A 20453-nucleotide genomic window follows, 5' to 3' on the forward strand; every position below is an offset into this window, starting at 1 on the left:
TCCGCGTGAGGATTTGGCGATCAACCCAAGCCTAGGCTGTGTTCCATGAAAAGCGCGTTTGATTTCGACAGGCAGGATTTTTGGAGACGACCATGTTTTCACGGCGGCAGTTTCTTGTGGCTAGCGGCGGGCTGGGGATTGCCGCCCTGGCCCTCGGCGTAGTGCCGAAATTTACCGCAGGTTCCGCGCTGGTCAGCGATGCCAGCGCCGCAGAGGCCTTCGAGGTGACCCACAGCGACAGCGAATGGCGCGCCCTGCTCAGCGATGAGCAGTACGACATCCTCCGCGAGGAAGGTACTGAGCGGGCCTACAGCAGCGCACTGAACAACGAACATCGCGACGGTACGTTCAGCTGTGCCGGTTGTGATCTGGCGCTGTTTTCTTCCGCGACCAAGTTCGACAGCCGTACCGGTTGGCCAAGCTTCTGGGCACCGCTGGACAAGGCCGTGGCCACTCGTCAGGACCGCTCTTTCGGGGTGCTGCGCGAGGAAGTGCACTGCAGACGGTGTGGCGGGCATCTGGGCCATGTCTTCGACGATGGGCCAAAACCGACCGGGTTGCGCTACTGCATGAACGGTCTGGCGATGAAATTCGAGCCCACGGCTGCCTGATTTCCTTTAACCATTTGATGAAGGTTCCCTCATGAAAGGTTTAATCTCCTGGCGTCGCACACTGCTCGGCCTGGCGGCTGCCAGTGTCATCGGCCAATGCTCGGCATTCTCTTTCGGGGCCGAAGACGCGGTGATCATCCCCCCACCCGCGCTCGACGAAACCACCCAGGCTCACAGCGAAACCGCGGTATTCGCCGGTGGCTGTTTCTGGGGTGTTCAAGGCGTGTTCCAACATGTCAAAGGTGTGAAAAAAGCGGTCTCCGGATACGCAGGCGGCGCCGCCAATACCGCGCAATATGAGCGTGTCAGCGAAGGCGATACCGGTCATGCGGAATCGGTCGAGGTCACCTTCGATCCGTCACAGGTCAGCTACGGCACCTTGTTGCAGATCTACTTCTCGGTGGCCCATAACCCCACCGAACTCAATCGTCAGGGACCGGACAGCGGTACTCAATATCGGTCGGCGCTCTTCACCCGCAGCGGTGAGCAACAACGCGTGGCTCAGGCTTACATCGCCCAACTTGATGCTGCGCATTCGTTCAGCAAACCCATCGTGACCAAGCTGGAAAGCTACAACGGGTTTTACCCGGCGGAGGAGGAGCATCAGGATTTTCTGACCGAGCACCCCACTTATCCCTACATCGTGATCAACGATTTGCCGAAAGTGGCACAGCTCAAACAGCTGTACCCGGATCGGTATCAGGACACACCGGTGTTGGTAAAGGGCGGGTCGTAAACCTCCTGATCATCCGTCACTAAGGCGTTTGCCCATCTCGAAGGCGCGCATTTCATAGCCCAGCTCTTCATACAGGCGCCGGGCGGGGTCGTTGAACCCCCAGACGGTCAAACGCAGGTCCGCCGCGCCTTGTTCGAGTGCCCAGGCTTGAGCGTGCTGCATCAGTGCTCGACCAACCCCTTGGCCCCTGCCGAGGTGGTCAACGCAGACTGATCCGATCCTGCCGACCCGCTGAGGTTGCATCAGCGGGCCCTTGGATTCGGTGACTTGTACGGTGATGAAACCGATGGCAACGCCTGCCAGTTCTGCGAGGAAGGCGGCATGATGTTCACCCTCGATACTCGGTCGCCAAAAGTCGCCGTCACGGGCGAAATCTTCCGTCGGTGGCGCGTAAATATCCGGCCGGTGCTGATGGTGAAGGCTGTTGAGTTGTTGTCCCAGTTCACAGATGGCGAGCAGATCTTGTGAGGTCGCTCGACGATAGACGGTGGGTGAAGTCATTGGCTGTCCTTGGCGTTTTTATTCCCCGCAGACTAGTTCATGCCAGATTCACCTGACTAGTGCTTGCCCCACAACTGCATGGCAAATTCAACGAAGTGGCGCAGTTTGGGAAGACGGTAGCGATCCTGAACATAGATCAGGCTCATTGGGCGGCTCGGCAGTTGGTAGTCGGGCATCAGGGCGACAAGTTTCCCACTCAGCAGGTCTTGCTCCACCAGCGCATCCGGCAGCATCACGATACCCATGCCGGTGCGGGCCGCCTGGTGTAAACCTGCCGAACTGTTGATCAGCATCGTGCCGCTGACGGCGACCAGGACTTCGCCTTCAGGCCCGCTCAGGCGCCAGTTTTTAGACACGGAATGCCAGTCATCCCCGGCCGGATAGGCGAAGGACAGGCAGTCATGGTGCTGGAGGTCTTCAGGGTTTTCCGGGATGCCCCGGCGTGCCAGGTACTCGGGGGAGGCGCACATCGTCAGGGTGTAGTCGATCAGCGGGCGAGCGATGACGTTTGACGACTCGATGGCACCCAGGCGAAACGCCACGTCGAGGTTATTTTCGAGCAGCTCGGGTCGCCCATTGGAGAGCATCACGTCGAGTTTGACTTGTGGGTAACGCAGGGCAAATTCGCTCAGCGCCGGTGCGAGCTTTTCAGTGCCGAAGGTCAGCGGAGCCGTGATGCGCAACGTGCCAACGGGCGTGTCCTGGCTCTGTTCGGCCAGACGCTCGGAATCGGCCACCAGGCCCAGTACTTCGAGGCAACGCTGATAGTAGGCCGTGCCGAACTCGGTCAGTCGCTGGCGTCGGGTCGTGCGATTGAGCAGGCGCACTCCCAGTCGTTTCTCAAGGGCCCGCAAGTGATTGCCCACCATGGTGGTGGACATTTCGCACTGGAATGCGGCGGCGGTCATGCTGCCGGATTCCACTACGCGCACGTAAACGGTCATTGCCTGGAACAGATCCATTATCAAGCCCAGCTTTAAAATGATTGAAGTATTGCAGCGTTTATCCAATTCAGGTGGCTAACGATACTGCAAACACACCGACCATTGATGGAGCTTGATGTCATGACCGCCGCCTGCCTGATGACCACTTACCAACCACTGGCCTTGAGCTTCTGCAAAGGCCTGGGCACACGCCTGTGGGATCAGGCGGGTCGCGAGTACCTCGATGCGGTGGCGGGCGTGGCGGTGACCAACGTCGGCCACTCTCATCCGAAAATTGTCTCGGCGATCAGCGAGCAGGCAGGCCTGCTGTTGCACACCTCCAATCTTTACAGCATCGACTGGCAGCAGCGGCTGGCGCAAAAACTGACCCGGTTGGCGGGCATGGAGCGGGCGTTCTTCAACAACTCCGGCGCCGAAGCCAACGAAACCGCATTGAAGCTGGCGCGGTTGCACGGCTGGCGCAAAGGTATCGAACAACCGATGGTGGTGGTCATGGAAAACGCGTTCCACGGTCGAACCCTCGGGACCTTATCCGCCAGCGATGGCCCGGCCGTGCGTCTTGGATTCAACGAGCTGCCGGGTGATTTCGTCAAAGTGCCGTTCGGTGACCTCAAGGAGCTGGAAATAGCGCAGCAACGGTACGGTTCGCGCATCGTGGCGGTTCTGATGGAACCGATCCAGGGCGAAAGCGGCGTGCAGCTGGCCCCCCCTGGCTATCTGAAAGCCGTGCGTGAACTCTGCGACCGGCGCGCGTGGCTGTTGATGCTCGACGAGATTCAGACCGGGATCGGCCGTACCGGGCAGTGGTTTGCGTTCCAGCATGAAGGCATCGTGCCGGACGTGATGACCCTGGCCAAGGGGCTTGGTAACGGCATCCCCATTGGTGCCTGCCTGGCACGGGGTAAAGCCGCCGACCTGTTCACGCCGGGCAGTCACGGCAGCACCTTCGGTGGCAATCCATTGGCCTGCCGTGTCGGGTGCACGGTGCTGGAAATCATCGAAGAACAAGGGCTGCTGGAAAACGCCGCAGTGCAGGGCGAACGGTTGCTCGCCAGATTGTGCGCCGAACTGGCGGACAACCCGAATGTGCTGGCCATCCGTGGACAAGGCTTGATGATCGGTATCGAACTCAAGCAGCCGATCCGCGACCTGACCCTGATCGCCGCGCGGGATCACGGCTTGCTGATCAACGTGACACGGGGCAAGACCATACGCCTGCTGCCGCCGCTGACGATTGATGAGCGGGAGGTGGAGATGATTGTCAGAGGGGTGTGTCGGGCGATCAGGGCAGCCTGAACACGCCACACAACCCCTGTAGAAGCTGCCGCAGGCTGCGATCTTTTGATCTTGAATTTCGACGGCGCTAAAGATCAAAAGATCGCAGCCTGCGGCAGCTCCTACAGGGTCGATGAGCGTGCTTTCGCTCGCCAATGCCGAATCAGCGCAATGGCTACCCCCAACACCAAAACTCCCAACGCAATCGGCAGCCGGTACGGTTTCAAATCGCCCAACAACCCTTCAAGCGCCTCGCCAGCCCAGTAGCCGGCGCTGGCAAACAGCGTCGCCCAAACCACTGCACCCAGCGCATTCAACACCGTGAACCGGATCGGCGACAGACCGCTGGCCCCGATCACCACCGGGCCCACCAGGCGCATGCCATACAGAAACCGCACCGCGAAAACCGAGGTCGAGGGGTAGCGCGAGATCATCCCGGTCACCCGCTCGATGGCCGCTTTCTGTCGCTGCAAACGCGGCAACAACCGGCCGCCGAAATAGCGCCCGCTCCAGAACAGCAATTGATCGCCCAGCATCCCGCCCAGACTGGCCCACGCGATCACGGGCCACAGGTGCAGCAAGTGTTGATGAGCCGCCATCCCGCCCAGAATCAGAATGGTTTCGCCTTCCACCAGGCAGCCAAGGAACACCGCCCAGTAACCATAGGTGGCCAGTAGATAGTTGAAGTCCAGGTGTTCTAACAAGGGCGCTCCCCAAGGCTTTCCACTAACCGCACCAGATAGCCATCATTCAGGCACCAACTTGCTCCGTGCGAACATACCTATCCTTGTTTAAAACTAAAGAGTCTACTCGGCCTGTTCGTCCACCGGCGCAACCATCCGGGTCTTCGGTAACCCGTTTGAGTTGTGCTGATAGATGCCCTGCGGCTGGCCCTTTTCATTAAAGAACACCTGGCCGATCCCCGCCGAGTTCCACAACCGCTCACCCGCTTCGGCGTGCTCCGGAACATGCGGCACAATGCGCATGCGCCGGCGCTTGGTCAGCCAGTTCAGCGGCGAGCGCGGGGAATAGAGCCAGCGGTTGAGACGGTCGAACCACTCCAGCAGCGTCGGCGGAAATTCATTCTTGATGCCACTGCTGGTGATCTGCCAGATACGCGGGCCGGCCTTGCGGTGGCGGATGAAGACTTCGTAGACGAAGGAATAGTGCACATCCCCCGACAGCACCACGTAGTTACCCGGCGTGCGCGAGTGGCGGAAAATGTTCAGGATCACCTGGGCGGCGCCGCGATGGGCCATCCAGTTTTCCGCATCCACCAACAGCGGATATCCGCACCAGCTGAAGACTTTCTGCACGGTTTCGATCAGCTTGACGCCGAAGATGGGCGCGGGCGAAACGATGATCGCCGAGGGATGGTCCAGCAGTTCCTGCTGCAATTCGCTGAGGGCTTCCCAGTCCAGCAGGCCCGAGGGTTGCTTGAGGTTCATCTCGCTGCGCCAGCGTCGGGTGCGGGTGTCGATGACCACCAGCGCAGGACTCGTCGGCAGTACGTAGTGCCAGTGCTGAAACTTCAGCAACTCATCGATCAAAGCATCCTGCACGGGGCTATCGAGATAGCCGTCATGCCCGGTCGCGATCAATCCTTCAGCGTTTTCCAGCAACGTGCGGAAGGCATCCGGATTGTTGCCCCAGCCCTGGCACAGCATGTAGGCGATCAGCGCGTTGCCGATGATCCGCTTGGAGAACGGATGGCCATAGGCTGTTTCCTCCCATTGCGCGGAGAGGTTCCAGTCGTCGGTAATATCGTGATCATCGAAAATCATCAGCGTCGGCAAATGCGTCAGCGCCCGGGCGACGTTGCCCAGCCCGGCCTTGAAGCCATCGATGCGCGTCTGTTCCAGTGCATAGCGCTCACGTCTTTGCGGCGTCAGTGTCGGCGGTTGTGGCGCAATCAACGTCCACGGCGTTGGCGACCAGACCAGCAGGTACATGGCCATGACTTCGGCGAACGTCACCAAATGGTTGTCCGCGCTGCTGCTGGTGAAAATCGGCTTACGCGCCCCACCAAAAAATCGCTCGCGCAGGGTCTCGTTGCTCTCAAGCGCCGGTAACAAATCCGCACGGTGGTAGTAACTGGCAGGGTGCTCGTAGAGCTTGGCGCTGTCGCTGACCACCGCGCCTTCGAGGTGTTCTTCGAACAGGCCCAGTCGCTCGATCAAGGCGTGAATTGCCCGCAGCATCGGGCCGGCGACATCGTCGGCGTAGACCTGATCGCCAGTCATCATCAGCAGCGCCGGACGCTCACGGGCGTCGTGTTCTTGCGCCAACAGGGCGTCGACGCAGAGCAAGCCATCGGTCGCCGGGTGATGAGGTTTACGGCAGGAGCCGTGGAGCAGTTGATCAACGGTGGAGCGCAGGACAAAGTTGGGACGGCGCGCTTCGCTATACAACAGGTGCGGCGCCCAATCGGCAATGCCTGCCCCGTCAGTCAACAGGTCATATTCAATCAGCGTGTCGCAGGGCAGCGGCGTGTCCAGTTTCACATCGATCAAATGCACGAAGGCGTGGGCGCCGATCGGGATGACCGTGCAGTGACCGCCATCCAGAGGGATGTCGTCGACACCTTGCAGGCTCAACGTCAGTGAAAGCGCCCGGGAACCCACCAGCCACAGCACCAGGCGCTTGGGCTCCAGACGCCGCAACAGCGGGCCGACAAGGACGGGGGGAAGCGGCTGGAGCGCGACAGGCGAGGGCGAAGGCATGGACATCCGGGGCAAGATTTTGGGTGCGCAAAAGCGCGATGATAGCGCAGCTGGTGTGAATGAATCGTTAGTGCGTCTTCGGTCGCAATTACTTACCTAATCCACTGTAGGAGCTGTCGAGTGACACGAGGCAGCTCCTACAGTGGGGTTGGGCGGCATTTGAGCGCTAGGCCTCCCAGCCTGCGCCACTGACGGCGGCCTGCACCAGCGGGTGCAAATCCGCCCGGTGGTGTGTCGTCCGGTTCGTTGGCGAAGTACTGGGCGATCTGGTTGGCCATCTTGATCAGGTTGTCCGTGCTCATCGGCGCACCTGCGCTTTAGCACCACGGGCCTGACGGCGGTCTTTAAGCAGACGGTCCTGTTCGTCGCCTCAAGAATGAAGACTATTGGACCGACAGCGATGCCGGGACCAAAGGGTCGATTCAGGTTGAGTAGTTGCTGGCCGGCAGAGCGGGGCTGTCATCAAGTGAAAAGCCAGGCCGTGATGTCGGTCGCGGTGTTGGGCAGCGCCGATGAACAATGGGGCGAGCGGCCATCAACTTTCCAAACGTGTGCCAAGCTGATGGAGTACTGAAAACCCAGGACGACCCACCAATGAACTTCACCCAAGCATCGCACCTTCGTCGAGCGTTCTTTAAAGCCGTCTGGAACTACTTCCATGTGGTCTGGCCGATTTTTTCCATCCTTCTTTTGATGATGGTGCTGTTTGGCTTGATCATCGGCTACTTCGAGGGGTGGAGCCCTTTTGATGGGATCTACTTCGCCTTCGTGACGGGCTTGACCATCGGGTATGGAGAGTTTGTGCCGAAGCTGGCCATTTCGCGGGTGCTGGCAATTTTGCTGGGGTTTAACGGCATCCTGATGACGGCGATATTTGCGGCGGTGTGCATTCGGGGGATTGAAATTGCGGTGCGCGTGACGGGGGCGGATCGACAGGATGAGCCGAAAGGCTAGGCGGCATGGTTAGATACCTGTTTTGAACAACAGGGAATGAGCCATGATCGACTTCAACAACAAGGGTTTCTTCAAGCTCAAGCAGAACGACGAATACGCCGAACGCGTCACGGCCTTGCTGCTGGACGGGGAGACGGTTATCGACTCCTACAAATCCATGCGCGATGGCGTGGTGTTTACCAACAAACGGATCATCGCGGTCAACGTCCAGGGTCTGACCGGCAGCAAAAAAGACTTCACCTCGTTGCCGTACAAAAACATCGTGGCGTATTCGGTGGAAACCTCAGGCACCTTCGACCTGGACTCCGAGCTGGAAATCTATTTCTCGTCGTTGGGCAAAGTGAAGTTTGAGTTCACCGGCAGGACGTCGATGGTTGAAGTGTCGAAACTGATTTCCCAGCATTTGTTGTGAGTTGATTGCCTTTGTGAACGCCACGGACCCCTGTAGGAGTGAGCCTGCTCGCGATGGCGGTGGGTCAGGTGATGATGATGTTGACTGAACGGACGCCATCGCTAGCAGGCTAGCTCCTACAGTTGATTTGTGTTGGCTGTGATAGTTGGGAGCGCCACAAACCGTGTGGGAGTGAGCCTGCTCGCGATGGCGGTGGGTCAGGCGATGATGATGTTGACTGAACGGACGCCATCGCTAGCAGGCTAGCTCCCACAGTTGTTTTGGGTTGATGGCAAATTTTGAGTACACCATGGACCCTGTAGGAGTGAGCCTGCCCGCGATGGCGGTGGGTCAGGCGATGATGATGTTGGCTGACCGGACGCCATCGCTAGCAGGCTAGCTCCCACAGTTGTTTTGGGTTGATGGCAAATTTTGAGTACGCCATGGACCCTGTAGGAGCGAGCCTGCTCGCGATGGCGGTATGTCAGGTCATGATGATATTGGCTGAATGAATGCCATCGCCGGCAAGCCAGCTCCCACAGGGTTTCACTGTTTTTTGGACGGTGTTTATGGCCCCCAACCCGCGCCACTGACGGCTTCTTGTGCCAGCGGGTGCAAATCCGCCCCGTGGTGCGTCGTCTGCCAGGCCAGCAGTTCCTTGCGCATGCTCGGCGCCCAGAACATCTGCAGATGATTGCGCACACCGAGCACGGCGGCGTGCTGGTCCGGTTCGCTGGCGAAGTACTGGGCGATCTGGTTGACCATCTTGATCAGGTTCTCCGTGCTCATCGGCGTACCTCCGCTTTTGCACCGCGGGCCTGACGGCGATCCTTGAGCAGGCGGGCCTGTTCATCGCTGAAGGCCTGGAAGCGTTTTTGCCATTCCGAAGGGTGGTACACGCGGCTGACTTCCACGGCGGTGACCTTGTATTCCGGGCAGTTGGTCGCCCAGTCAGAGTTGTCGGTGGTGATGACGTTGGCTCCCGATTCCGGGAAGTGGAAGGTGGTGTACACCACCCCCGGCGCAACACGTTCGGTAACCCGCGCCCGCAACACGGTCTGCCCGGCGCGACTGCCGATGCCGACCCAGTCACCTTCATTGATGCCACGGCTCTCGGCGTCGGTCGGGTGGATTTCCAGGCGATCTTCGTCGTGCCAGGCGACGTTGTCGGTGCGCCGGGTCTGGGCGCCGACGTTGTACTGGCTGAGGATGCGCCCGGTGGTCAGCAGCAACGGATAACGGCCGTTGACCTTCTCCTCGGTGGGCACATACCCGGTGAGCATGAAGCGCCCCTTGCCGCGCACGAATTGCTCGATGTGCATGGTCGGCGTGCCGTCCGGTGCCGCGGCGTTGCACGGCCATTGCAAGCTGCCGTGGCGATCCAGTTCGGCGTAGCTGACGTTGGTGAAGGTCGGTGTCAGGCTGGCGATTTCATCCATGATGTCCGACGGATGCTGGTAGTTCATCGGATAGCCCAAGGCGTTGGCCAACGCCACGGTGCCTTCCCAATCGGCCTTGCCGCCCAGCGGTTCCATGACCTTGCGCACTCGTGAGATGCGTCGCTCGGCGTTGGTGAAGGTGCCGTCCTTTTCCAGGAACGAACAGCCCGGCAGGAACACGTGGGCGAACTTGGCGGTTTCGTTGAGGAAGATGTCCTGCACCACGATGCATTCCATCGCCGACAGCGCTGCCGTCACGTGCTGTGTATTCGGATCACTCTGGGCGATGTCTTCACCCTGGCAATACAAGCCTTTGAACGTGCCGCCCAGCGCTGCCTCGAACATGTTGGGAATACGCAGGCCCGGGTCAGGTTGCAGGGTGACGTTCCACGCCTGTTCAAACTCCGCCCGTACCACCTCGTTGGAGATGTGCCGGTAACCGGGCAACTCGTGGGGGAACGAGCCCATGTCGCAGGAGCCCTGAACGTTGTTCTGCCCCCGCAGCGGGTTCACGCCCACGCCTTCACGACCGATGTTGCCGGTGGCCATCGCCAGGTTGGCAATGCCCATGACCGCAGTGCTGCCCTGGCTGTGTTCGGTAACGCCAAGGCCGTAGTAAATCGCCGCGTTGCCGGCGCTGGCAAACAGGCGGGCGGCGGCGCGGATGTCGGCAGGTTCGACGCCGCAGACGGCGCCCAAGACTTCCGGCGCGTTCTCGGCACGACTGACGAACTCGCTCCAGCGAGCAAAATCGCTGCCCTCGCAACGGGCGTCAATGAAGGCCTGATCGAGCAAGCCTTCGGTAACGATCACATGGGCGAGCGCGTTGAGCATGGCCACGTTAGTGCCCGGACGCAGGGCCAGGTGCAGTTCGGCACGGGCATGCACCGAGTCCACCAGATCAATGCGACGCGGGTCGATCACGATCAGCCGCGCGCCTTCACGCAGGCGGCGTTTGAGTTGCGAAGCGAACACCGGGTGGGCGTCGCTGGGGTTGGCGCCCATCACCAGGATCACGTCGGCCTTCATCACCGAGTCGAAACTCTGAGTGCCGGCGGACTCGCCCAAGGTTTGTTTCAGGCCATAGCCGGTTGGCGAGTGGCAGACCCGCGCACAGGTGTCGACGTTGTTGTTGCCGAACGCCGCGCGTACCAGTTTTTGTACGAGGTAGGTTTCTTCGTTGGTGCAGCGACTGGAGGTGATGCCACCAATGGAATCGCGGCCGTATTTCTGCTGCAACCGTCGGAATTCGCTGGCGGCATAGGTCACCGCTTCATCCCAGCTGACTTCCTGCCACGGGTCGTTGATGTGCCGGCGGATCATCGGTTTGGTGATGCGATCCGGGTGGGTGGCATAACCCCAGGCGAAGCGTCCTTTGACACAAGAGTGGCCGTGGTTGGCCTGGCCGTTTTTATCCGGAACCATGCGTACCAGCTTGTCGCCTTTCATCTCGGCGCGGAACGAGCAGCCCACGCCGCAATAGGCACAGGTGGTGATCACGCTGCGTTCGGGTTGACCCAGTTCAACCACGCTTTTTTCGATCAGGGTCGCGGTGGGGCAGGCCTGCACACAGGCGCCGCAGGACACGCATTCCGAATCGAGGAAATTGTCGCCACCCGCGGCCGAAACGCGTGACTCGAAGCCGCGCCCGGTAATGGTCAGCGCAAAGGTGCCCTGGGTTTCTTCGCAGGCGCGCACGCAACGGTTGCAGACGATGCACTTGCTCGGGTCGTAATCGAAATAGGGGTTGGAGGTGTCCTTCACGTCGTCCAGATGGTTGTCGCCTTCATAGCCGTAACGCACTTCCCTCAGACCGACCTGGCCGGCTACGGTTTGCAATTCGCAGTTGCCGTTGGCCGAGCAGGTCAGACAGTCCAGCGGGTGATCGGAGATGTACAACTCCATGACGTTGCGCCGCAGGGTCGCGAGCTTCGTCGTCTGGGTGTGCACGCTCATGCCTTCGCTGACCGGTGTTGTGCACGACGCCGGATAACCGCGCATCCCGTCGATTTCCACCAGGCACATGCGGCAGGAACCGAAGGCTTCCAGGCTGTCAGTGGCACAGAGTTTCGGAATGGTGGTGCCCAGCAGTGCAGCGGCGCGCATCACCGAGGTGCCTTCAGGCACGCTGATGCTGCGACCGTCGATGTTCAGGGTGATTTGAACCTGGCTGTCGCGGGCAGGCGTGCCCAGATCGATATCGGTTTTCGGGTCGAAGAGAGTGATCATTGCTCGGCCTCCGAAGGCTGCAGACCGAAGTCGGCGGGGAAGTACTTGAGGGCGCTGGCCACCGGAAACGGGGCCATGCCGCCCAAAGCACAGAGCGAACCGTATTGCATCGTGTCGCACAGGTCCTTGAGGATGATGGCCTGCGCATCGCGACCGTTCTGGTCCGGCGCGGCCAGCAGGCGGTCGATCACTTCCACGCCCCGGGTCGAACCGATGCGGCACGGCGTGCATTTGCCGCAGGATTCCTCGGCGCAGAACTGCATCGCAAAACGCGCCATTTGGGACATGTCCAGCGTGTCATCCGCCACCACCACACCACCGTGCCCGAGCATCGCGCCCATGGCGGCAAAGGCTTCGTAATCCAGCGGCGTATCGAATTGCGACGGCGGCACCCACGTGCCAAGCGGGCCGCCCACTTGCACAGCCTTCAATGGCCGGCCACTGGCGGTACCACCGCCATAGCCTTCCACCAGTTCGCGCAGGGTCAGGCCAAACGCCCGTTCCACCAGACCGCCGTGACGAACATTGCCCGCCAATTGGAAGGGCATGGTGCCCAGGGAACGGCCCATGCCGTAATCACGATAGAACTGCGCGCCCTTGGCCAGAATCAGCGGGACCGAGGCCAGGGTCAGCACGTTGTGCACCAGGGTCGGCAGGCCGAACAAACCTTTCAACGCGGGGATTGGCGGCTTGGCGCGAACGATCCCGCGCTTGCCTTCGAGGGAGTCCAGCAGCGCGGTTTCCTCACCGCAGATGTAGGCACCGGCACCGACGCGAACTTCCATATCGAAGGCCTGGCCGCTGCCGCCGACATTGGCGCCGAGGTAACCGTTCGAACGGGCAATTTGCAGCGCGTTGCGCAGGATGATCACCGCATCTGGATATTCCGAGCGCACATAGATGTAGCCGTAGGTGGCGCCGACGCACAGACCAGCGATGGTCATGCCTTCGATCAGCAGGAAGGGATCGCCTTCCATCAACATGCGGTCGGCAAAGGTGCCGGAGTCGCCTTCGTCGGCGTTGCACACGATGTACTTCTGCGCAGCTTCGGTCGCGCGCACCGTGCGCCATTTGATCCCGGCGGGGAAGGCCGCGCCGCCACGGCCACGCAGGCCGGAATCGAATACTTCAGTTGCAGTCTGCTCGCCTCCGATGGCGATGGCTCTTTTCAAACCCTCGAAACCGCCATGATCCTGGTAATCGTCGATGTGCAGCGGCTGGGTGATGCCAGCGCGGGCGAACAACAGGCGCTGCTGAGTTTTCAGATAGGGCAACTCTTCCACCAGGCCCAAGGCCAGTGGATGAGAAGACGGGTCGCCTTTGAGCGCTTCGAGCACAGACGGCACGTCAGCATCTGTTAGCGGACCGAAGCCGAAACGGCCTTGCGGCGTGTCCACTTCCAACAGTGGCTCCAGCCAGTAAAGGCCCCGCGAGCTGGTGCGTTTTATCTCCAGCGGCACAACGCGTCCCCGGGCGTGGGTGATAAGGGCTACCACAACATCTTCTGCACCCACGGCACGGGCCACCGAATCACCAGATACATAGAAAGCTGGCATCACGCGTCCTCCCGGCAAGCGTCGAGCAACGCGTCCAGACGCCCGGCACTGAGCCGCGCATGCACCCGACCATCCAGCTCCAGAGCCGGCGAACAAGCGCAGGCGCCGAGGCAATACACCGGACGCAAACTGATGCTGCCGTCAGCGCTGCTGCCGTGGTCATCCAGTTGCAAACGATCGCGTAACTGCGCCGCCAACTGCTCGGCGCCGCGACTCTTGCAGGACTCGGCCCGGCACAGGCGCAGGATATGCCGCGCTGGAGGCGCAGTACGGAAATCATGGTAGAAGCTGATAACGCCACGAATCTCGGCCTGACTCTGGTTCAGGGCGTGGGCAATCTCGGGGACTGCGGCGTCGGGGATGTAGCCGATGCGTTCCTGAATATCATGAAGAATGGGCAACAGCGCACCCGGGGAGCCCTTATGGCGCTCCAGCAGACTGTTGACCACTGGCAGGTGCAGCATCTCATCAGGCATTCAGCAATCCTCACGGTCACGGACGAACCAGAAGGTCGTCGGTCGTCCGAAAGTGTCGGCTGCGGCATTCACACCACGTCACGGTATCGTGGATTTTCAGGCCGTTGGCCAGGGCACCCTGAGCGGGCATCTTGTTGTGCCCGGTGCGGTCTTTGCCGCACCTCTATAAGGGCATAAAAGGCAGCTTGCCACGGCGCTTTTGAATCCTCTGCACAAAAGCGACGTGTTCGGTTCTTTCCACGACCTTGTATTGAGTCTAGATGAGTGCGGTAGGAAGCGCCCTGCCTGCCTGTTTCAAACGTCCAGCACCAGCCGTTGGCCACGACAGCCGGACACGCAGGGCGCGATCCAGTCACCGCTTTGGCGCTGGGCGTCGCTGAGGCACTCGTCGCGGTGCTCCGGTTCGCCTGCAAGGACTCGGCAGACGCAAGCGCCGCACATGCCCATGCCGCAGGAGAATTCCAGACTGACCCCGGCCCGAGCAGCCGCCTGGATCAGGCTTTCCCCTGATTGCACCTGAACCTCACAACCACTGCGTCGCAGCGCCAGTGAAAAGCTCTGTGCCTCAAGGTTTGCGGGCTGCATGGCCTGGAAGTGCTCGCGATACAACGCGGTCGCCGGCCAGTTCGCCTTGAGCGCCGCCTGTTCGACGCTGTCCATGAAACCTGTCGGGCCGCAGCAGTACAAACCGGCAGCGGTTTGCCACGCGGGAAATTGCCCGGCCAGCAGCTCGGCGATCTGCCCGGCGCGCAACCCGCCGTACCACTGGACGTCGGCGCCCAGGCGCTGGATGAAAGGCGCGTGTCGTGCATCCCGGGTGAAGTAGAGCAAGCGCACGGGTCGTCCTTCGGCCAGGCATTGGCGATACATCGGCAACAATGGAGTTATACCGATTCCTGCCGCCACTAACGTCACCGGCCCGTCGCCCGGCTGCAGGGCAAACAGATTGCGTGGCGCACCGACGTCGATCTGCGCACCCAGGCGCAGTTGCTCGTGCAGCCAGCGCGAGCCACCCCGAGAGTCCGGCTCGCGCTTGATTCCCAAGTACAGGTGGCCATCTTCCGGCAGGCTCAGCACCGAGTATTGGCGCACTGCGCCGTTGCCCAGGCGCAGGTCGACATGGGCGCCGGCGACCCAGGAAAAGGGCAGGGGCGCAGCGTCGACCGGGGCCAGCTCAATGCCCAGCACATCCTCGGCTTCCAGGCGCAGGCTACGCACCTGCAACGCGGACCAGCTCATGCGCGTACTCCTGCGGCCTGTTGCAAGCGACGCACCGCGTCCCGGGCCTGGGCGCCGAGTTCGGCCAGGTCGAGGTCGGGCAATTGGTCATTGTTCACGGTCAACCGCCCGCCCACCAGCAAGGCGCGCAAGGTCGGGCGCCCACCACCCACCACCGGGCCGATCGCCGAGTCGTGGAGGCCGAAGTAGCGCGGCTGATCCAGGCGGTAGATCGCCAGGTCGGCCGTCATGCCAACCTGCAGGCTGCCCACGGCATCCAGGCCAAGTACCTTGGCGCCGCCGGCGGTCCCCCAACGCACCACATCTTCCACCGTGGCCACGTGGGCACCGCCTTCCTCGTCACCGCCGGCATAGCGCGGGCGGGTCCGTTCGCCGGCCTTGGCCCGCTGCATCAGCCAGGCGGCGTGGGTTTCGCTGATCATGTCGCAGGCCTCGTTGGAGGCGGCGCCATCCACGCCGATCGACACCTGCATCCCGGCGGCCTCCATGGCCACCACATCGGCGATGCCGCTGCCCAGGCGGCCATTGCTTTGCGGGCAGTGGGCGATGCCCGTGCCGCTGGCTCCCAGCATCTGCATTTCTTCGGCGTCGAGTTTCACCAGATGGGCAAACCACACGTCCGGCCCGAGCCACTCCTGCTCGGCACAGAACGCCACGGGTGACATGCCGTGGCGCTGCTGCACCTCGTTCTGATATTCGACGGTTTCGCTCAGATGGCTGTGCAGGCGAATGCCCAACCGCCGGGCGACCCGGGCGGTTTCCCGCAGGTGCTCCGCCGGCATGGAATAGGGCGGGCTGGTGGGCGCCATCACCACCCGGCGCCAGGCATCGGCGGCCGGGTCGTGGTAACGCCGCACCAAGCGTTCAACGTCGTCCAGGTACTGTTCGAGGGTCTCCGGGCCAGCCGTCATCTTGCCTTCGGCTTGCCGCGCTTGTGTGGCGCCGCCACGGCACAGAACAAAACGCAGCCCCAGGCGTTCGGCTTCCTCGAACAGCACCTCGGCACTGTCAAAGGCCATGCCCGGCAAGTACAGGTAATGGTGGTCGGCAACGGTGGCGCAGCCGGATCGCGCCAACTCCACCAGACCAATGCGCGCGGCCAGGCGAAAGCTCTGCTCGTCAAATGCGCCGCGATAGCGATAGGGCACGGCTCCCAGCCACGCCCCCAGGCTCTGGTCGATACCCGCGGGAATACCCTTGAGCAACGACTGGAACAGGTGATGGTGTGTATTGACCCACGCCGGGTATACCACGCAATCGGTGGCATCCAGCACACGCTCCCCGGGCAGGGCTTTCAGTGCTCCGATGGCGGCGATGCGGCCGTCGATGATGCGAATATCGGGCCCGGCATGGCGCGCCGCCGCGCCGGATAACCCGGTGAGAATGGCGCTGGCGTTACGCACCAGCCAGCTGTCTTCAAACTTCATGTGAGGCTCCATACGCCGCGCCTGCGCGGACTCAAAGGGTTAGCCAAGTTCGCTTTCGTGCCAGCTGCGCAGGCTCAACCGGGCCAGCAAAGCCATCAGGCTGAACAGCGCGACGCCGGTCAGGGCGATCAGCAGCAAAGCGGCGAAAAGCCGTGGAATATTCAGTTGAAAGCCAGCCTGGAGAATCTGGTACGCCAGCCCTGCGCCGGTGCCTCCGGTGCCGGCAACGAACTCCGCCACTACCGCGCCGATCAACGCCAGCCCACTGGCAATGCGCAACCCGGCGAAAAAGCACGGCAAGGCGCTGGGGATGCGCAGGCGCAGCAAAATCTGCCAGCGGCTGGCGCGGTTCAGGCGAAACAGGTTGAGCAGGCCGGGGTTGACGCTGCGCAGGCCGAGGACGGTGTTGGCGATGATCGGGAAAATCGCTACCAGGGTCGCGCAAATCACCAACGCCACCGTGGTGTTGCTGCACCAGATGATGATCAGCGGCGCCACCGCCACCACCGGCGTGACTTGCAACAGGATGGCGTAAGGAAACAGGCTGGCTTCCAGCACTCGGCTCTGCACGAAGACAAAGGCCGCCAGGGTGCCGATTAGTACCGCGAGGGCGAACGAGAAGAAGGTGATCTTCAAGGTCATCCACAACGCTGCGAACAGCATCGGGCCATCGCTGATCAGGGTGCGGCCGATGTCGGCCGGGGAGGGCACCAGGTACACCGGCACCTGCCAGGCCACGCAGGCCAGCTGCCACAGGCCCAGCAACACGGCGCCGAGGAGCAGCGGCGAGACAATGCGCAACACCGTGGGGTGACGCAACCAGGGAGTAAAGGATGGGCTCATGATCGGGCTCTCAAAATGAAATTCTCAAAGTGAAATCAAAGGTCGCCATTGGCCTGTGCCAGTAGCCGCGACAGGCGTGCGCACTGCTCGATAAAGGCCGGGGAGGTGCGGTAGGCCTCGTCTCGCTCCAGGGGGCCATCGATCTCGATATCGGCGATCACCCGGCCGGGGCGAGCCCCCATCACCACCACCCGCGACGACAGGTACACCGCCTCGAAAATGCTGTGGGTGACGAACACCACGGTCAGGTCGCGGCTGGCCCACAACTGGCGCAGATCGCTGTCGAGCTTGTTGCGGGTGAATTCGTCCAGAGCGCCGAAGGGTTCATCCATCAACAGCAGATTGGGCTCGGTGGCCAGGGCTCGCGCGATGGACGCACGCATTTGCATGCCGCCGGACAGCTCCCGCGGGTACACCTGACTGAAACCGTCCAGGCCGACAAGCGCGAGGGCGGCGTCTACCTTGGGCTGGCTCTGTGCCTTGGGAATACCCGCCAGGTCGAGGGGCAGGCGCACGTTGTCGCTGACCCTGGCCCATGGCATCAGGGTTGCATCCTGAAACACCATGGCCAGGCTTTGCCCTTGCGTCGGGCTGGCCGGGCTCTCCTTGCCCCACCAGCGCACATGGCCGGCGGAGGGTTGTTCGAGGCCGGCGAACATCTTCAGCAAGGTGCTTTTGCCGCAGCCCGAAGGACCGAGCAATGACACGAACTCCCCGCGTTGAATCGCCAGCTTCACTCGGCTCAAGGCCTGGGTGCCATTGCTGTAGGTTTTTTCCAGCTGGTTGGCGAACAGCGGTGTTTGTACACCGACGCTGTCGGTGTCGGGCAACGCGTGTGGCCGCGCGCTGGCCGGACGAATGGTTTGCATCAACATAGCGCTCTCCCCTGGGGTCATGAGCGACCGGAAAAGCCCCGGCGCACCGGGGCGCTGGAATCAGTGGCTGAGAAACACTTCGCTTTCGCCATGGGCTTCAAGCAGGCCCAGCAGTTGCCGGCGAATCACCAGTCCAGGCTTGTCCGACGGCATGTGCAGTTCCACGCGCCGGCGAGTATCGACACAGGCGTCGTAATCGGTGGCTTCAAGGATGTCGCGGTCTTCGGCGGTGATCGCCGCGTCCCAATCGATCAGTTCCCGGGTCGAGCATTGCTCCTCGCTGTCGTTGCGGTACAGCCACTGCACCAGCATCAGGCGCCCGTCTTCCATGGGCGTCGCGCAGTTGTAGATGATGTGGTGGATGCCGCTGTCCGGGTACATGCAGCCAAATCGACGGGAGAAGGGCAGGTAGTAGCGGTTGATCAGATGGCGCTGAGTGATCGGTTCGCGCGTGCCGGTGATGCGAAAGCTTTCCTCGGGGTTGCGGATCGGCACCCGGGTCTCCGCCTCGAAGCCATAGTCGGTTTCGCGAAACTCGTAGCCTGCTGGTGCCGGCTGATCGAACAGACCGAAGTTGGCTTTGTGGACGAAGGAAAAGTGTGAGTTATCGAAGGAGTTTTCCATGACCCGCAGCGGACTGGTCTTCCACTCTTCATAAAACTGGAAGATGCGTCGGTAGCCTGGGGCGCCGTCTTCGGGAAACTCGGGAATCGGTTGCAGCGGATCGTCGAGGGCGACCCAGGCATAACCGTATTTTTCCTGGCAGTGAAAGGCCTGGACGGAGGCGCCCGGAGGGATCATGCCCGCGGGGTTTTGCGGGATCTTTACGCAGGTGCCGGTGCAGTCGTATTCCCAGCCGTGATAGCCGCAGGCAATGTTGCCATCCTCGCTGACAAAACCCTTGGAAAGCCTGGCGGTGCGGTGGCAGCAACGGTCGCGCATGGCCACCGGGGTACCGTCGGGGCGCTTCCACAGCACCAGGGCCTCACCCAATAAAGTGAAAGGCTGCGGGCCGGCATCCAGCGCGGTCATCGGCAGCAGGGCGTACCAGAAGCGACGCAATACAGGTTGTTTGGTGACCAACATAACAAGTGTCCTCACGGTATTCATTCAGCCGGCTCTTGGGCTCGGGCTATGGGTTCAGCAGTCGTGCAATCGGGCTTAGCGGCTGGCGGACTGTTCGGCGGCAGGCAGCACCTTCAAGTCCTGCACGAAGCGCGTGGTGTAGGCCTTCTGCCAAGGCGCATCGGCACCGAGCAGGCCGGCCTCGACCATGAAATTGCGGGTGGCCTGCCAGCGCGCATCGCTCATTACGCCGATGCCTTGGGTGGCGGCATCACCGCCGGTGACCAGGCGGTATTGCTTGAGGGTCGACACGCCCCAGGCGAGCAGTTCATCGCTCATGTTCGGGTTGTCGGCCTTGATCAGGTTGTTGGCGCTCGGGTTGTCCAGGTAGCGCTTCCAGCCCTCCATCGAGGCGCGAACAAAGCGCTGGACCCGGTCAGGATGCTGATCGATCACGTCCTGGCGAGTGACCAGGGTTGAGCCGTAGGGCGGGTAACCGGCGTCGGCAAACAGGAAGAAGTTGGCTTTCTCCCCGGTCTTTAAGGCCTGAAACAACTCGGAGCTGGCGTAGGCCTGCTGCGTGGTGTTGGCGTCCGCGAGGAAGGGTTGGAGGTTGAAGGTGTAGGGACGGGCCTGGCTGTCCTTGAGCTGATATTTGCCCTTGAGCCAAGGCCACCAGGTTTGCTGGCCGGAGGTGGACACGAGCACCTGCTTGTTCTGCAAGGCGTCCAGCCCGCTGACATCGGCATGGGTCAACAGACCCTGAGGGTCACCTTGAAAAGGCGCGGCCACGGCCACCACCGGCAGGCCTTGCTCCACGCTCTTGAGGATCTGAAGGTCGTAGTTGACGATAAAGTCGGCCTGCTTGTTCACCAGCAGCTGCATCCCATTGACCTGCGGCCCACCCATGCGAATGGTCACGTCCAGGCCTTCTTTCTCGTACAAGCCATCAGCCAGGGCCTGATAAAAACCACCCTGTTCGGCCTGGGCATACCACGAAGTAAGTAGCACCACCTTGTCATTGGCCATGGCCAATGGAGAGGCGATCAGGGCAGCGGGCACCAGGGCCATGGCCAGTAGCGAGCGAAGCGGTTGACCCAAGGCAAAGCGAATTTTCATGATGTGTTCTCCACAACGATTCGAAAACCGCCGCGCACCCATCGGCACGC

General features: G+C 61.6%; 19 protein-coding genes and 1 pseudogene. 5 read left to right on the forward strand and 15 right to left on the reverse strand.

Going from position 1 to position 20453, the window contains the following annotated elements:
* The first annotated feature begins 92 nt into the window (after positions 1–92).
* Both msrB and msrA read left to right on the forward strand, forming a co-directional pair.
* On the forward strand, positions 93–611 hold the full coding sequence (gene msrB / locus ACA063_RS04750) for a peptide-methionine (R)-S-oxide reductase MsrB (protein WP_497664968.1): 519 nt from the start codon (positions 93–95) through the stop codon (positions 609–611).
* Between the two features lie 31 nt (positions 612–642).
* Positions 643–1347 carry a peptide-methionine (S)-S-oxide reductase MsrA gene (gene msrA, locus ACA063_RS04755; RefSeq protein WP_497664969.1) on the forward strand — a complete coding sequence of 235 codons (705 nt, stop codon included), beginning with the start codon at positions 643–645 and terminating at the stop codon, positions 1345–1347.
* 9 nt (positions 1348–1356) lie between these two features.
* Here msrA and ACA063_RS04760 read toward each other — a convergent pair whose 3' ends face one another.
* Positions 1357–1848 carry a GNAT family N-acetyltransferase gene (locus ACA063_RS04760; RefSeq protein WP_497664970.1) on the reverse strand — a complete coding sequence of 164 codons (492 nt, stop codon included), beginning with the start codon at positions 1846–1848 and terminating at the stop codon, positions 1357–1359.
* 56 nt (positions 1849–1904) lie between these two features.
* On the reverse strand, positions 1905–2810 hold the full coding sequence (locus ACA063_RS04765; RefSeq protein ID WP_497664971.1) for a LysR family transcriptional regulator: 906 nt from the start codon (positions 2808–2810) through the stop codon (positions 1905–1907).
* Between the two features lie 102 nt (positions 2811–2912).
* On the opposite strand from ACA063_RS04765, the gene ACA063_RS04770 reads away from it, so the two are divergent.
* Entirely contained in the window at positions 2913–4088 is a 1176-nt protein-coding gene (locus ACA063_RS04770; RefSeq protein WP_497664972.1) for an aspartate aminotransferase family protein, read from the forward strand.
* 101 nt (positions 4089–4189) lie between these two features.
* Here ACA063_RS04770 and ACA063_RS04775 read toward each other — a convergent pair whose 3' ends face one another.
* The 3 genes and pseudogenes from ACA063_RS04775 to ACA063_RS04785 all read right to left on the reverse strand — a co-directional run bounded on the left by ACA063_RS04775 (position 4190) and on the right by ACA063_RS04785 (position 7092).
* Positions 4190–4771, reverse strand: a complete 582-nt coding sequence (locus tag ACA063_RS04775; protein ID WP_497664973.1) for a DedA family protein — start codon at positions 4769–4771, stop codon at positions 4190–4192.
* Between the two features lie 102 nt (positions 4772–4873).
* Entirely contained in the window at positions 4874–6796 is a 1923-nt protein-coding gene (locus tag ACA063_RS04780; RefSeq protein ID WP_497664974.1) for an alkaline phosphatase D family protein, read from the reverse strand.
* A 160-nt stretch (positions 6797–6956) separates the two neighbouring features.
* A pseudogene (locus ACA063_RS04785) lies at positions 6957–7092 on the reverse strand (formate dehydrogenase subunit delta).
* Positions 7093–7384: 292 nt separating this feature from the next.
* Between ACA063_RS04785 and ACA063_RS04790 the strand changes: the two are divergent.
* Positions 7385–7744: a potassium channel family protein gene (locus tag ACA063_RS04790; protein ID WP_497664975.1), complete on the forward strand. Its 360-nt coding sequence runs from the start codon at positions 7385–7387 to the stop codon at positions 7742–7744.
* 43 nt (positions 7745–7787) lie between these two features.
* Positions 7788–8156, forward strand: a complete 369-nt coding sequence (locus ACA063_RS04795) for a PH domain-containing protein (protein ID WP_162438225.1) — start codon at positions 7788–7790, stop codon at positions 8154–8156.
* A 546-nt stretch (positions 8157–8702) separates the two neighbouring features.
* Here the strand turns inward: ACA063_RS04795 and ACA063_RS04800 are convergent.
* The 10 genes from ACA063_RS04800 to ACA063_RS04845 form a co-directional block, all read right to left on the reverse strand.
* Entirely contained in the window at positions 8703–8924 is a 222-nt protein-coding gene (locus ACA063_RS04800; protein WP_497664976.1) for a formate dehydrogenase subunit delta, read from the reverse strand.
* Positions 8921–11803, reverse strand: coding sequence for a formate dehydrogenase subunit alpha (gene fdhF, locus ACA063_RS04805; RefSeq protein ID WP_497664977.1), 2883 nt, complete (start codon positions 11801–11803; stop codon positions 8921–8923). The genes ACA063_RS04800 and fdhF overlap by 4 nt, the downstream gene beginning before the upstream one ends.
* Complete coding sequence (locus ACA063_RS04810) at positions 11800–13359, reverse strand: formate dehydrogenase beta subunit (RefSeq protein WP_497664978.1); 1560 nt, start codon at positions 13357–13359, stop codon at positions 11800–11802. The genes fdhF and ACA063_RS04810 overlap by 4 nt, the downstream gene beginning before the upstream one ends.
* The gene (locus ACA063_RS04815; protein WP_497664979.1) at positions 13359–13835 is read right to left on the reverse strand and encodes a formate dehydrogenase subunit gamma; all 477 of its coding nucleotides are present in this window, start codon (positions 13833–13835) and stop codon (positions 13359–13361) included. The genes ACA063_RS04810 and ACA063_RS04815 overlap by 1 nt, the downstream gene beginning before the upstream one ends.
* 294 nt (positions 13836–14129) lie before the next feature.
* Positions 14130–15074 carry a PDR/VanB family oxidoreductase gene (locus ACA063_RS04820; protein WP_497664980.1) on the reverse strand — a complete coding sequence of 315 codons (945 nt, stop codon included), beginning with the start codon at positions 15072–15074 and terminating at the stop codon, positions 14130–14132.
* Positions 15071–16501: an amidohydrolase family protein gene (locus ACA063_RS04825; protein WP_497664981.1), complete on the reverse strand. Its 1431-nt coding sequence runs from the start codon at positions 16499–16501 to the stop codon at positions 15071–15073. Before ACA063_RS04825 ends, ACA063_RS04820 begins: the two co-directional genes overlap by 4 nt.
* A gap of 39 nt (positions 16502–16540) precedes the next feature.
* Positions 16541–17269, reverse strand: a complete 729-nt coding sequence (locus ACA063_RS04830) for an ABC transporter permease (protein WP_497666476.1) — start codon at positions 17267–17269, stop codon at positions 16541–16543.
* 110 nt (positions 17270–17379) lie between these two features.
* Entirely contained in the window at positions 17380–18219 is an 840-nt protein-coding gene (locus ACA063_RS04835) for an ABC transporter ATP-binding protein (protein ID WP_497664982.1), read from the reverse strand.
* Positions 18220–18279: 60 nt separating this feature from the next.
* Positions 18280–19305 (reverse strand): aromatic ring-hydroxylating dioxygenase subunit alpha, encoded by a 1026-nt coding sequence (locus tag ACA063_RS04840; protein ID WP_497664983.1) that lies wholly within the window; start codon positions 19303–19305, stop codon positions 18280–18282.
* Between the two features lie 75 nt (positions 19306–19380).
* On the reverse strand, positions 19381–20403 hold the full coding sequence (locus ACA063_RS04845) for an ABC transporter substrate-binding protein (protein WP_497664984.1): 1023 nt from the start codon (positions 20401–20403) through the stop codon (positions 19381–19383).
* Between the last annotated feature and the right edge of the window lie 50 nt (positions 20404–20453).

This window comes from Pseudomonas sp. LBUM1643, from assembly GCF_059716215.1.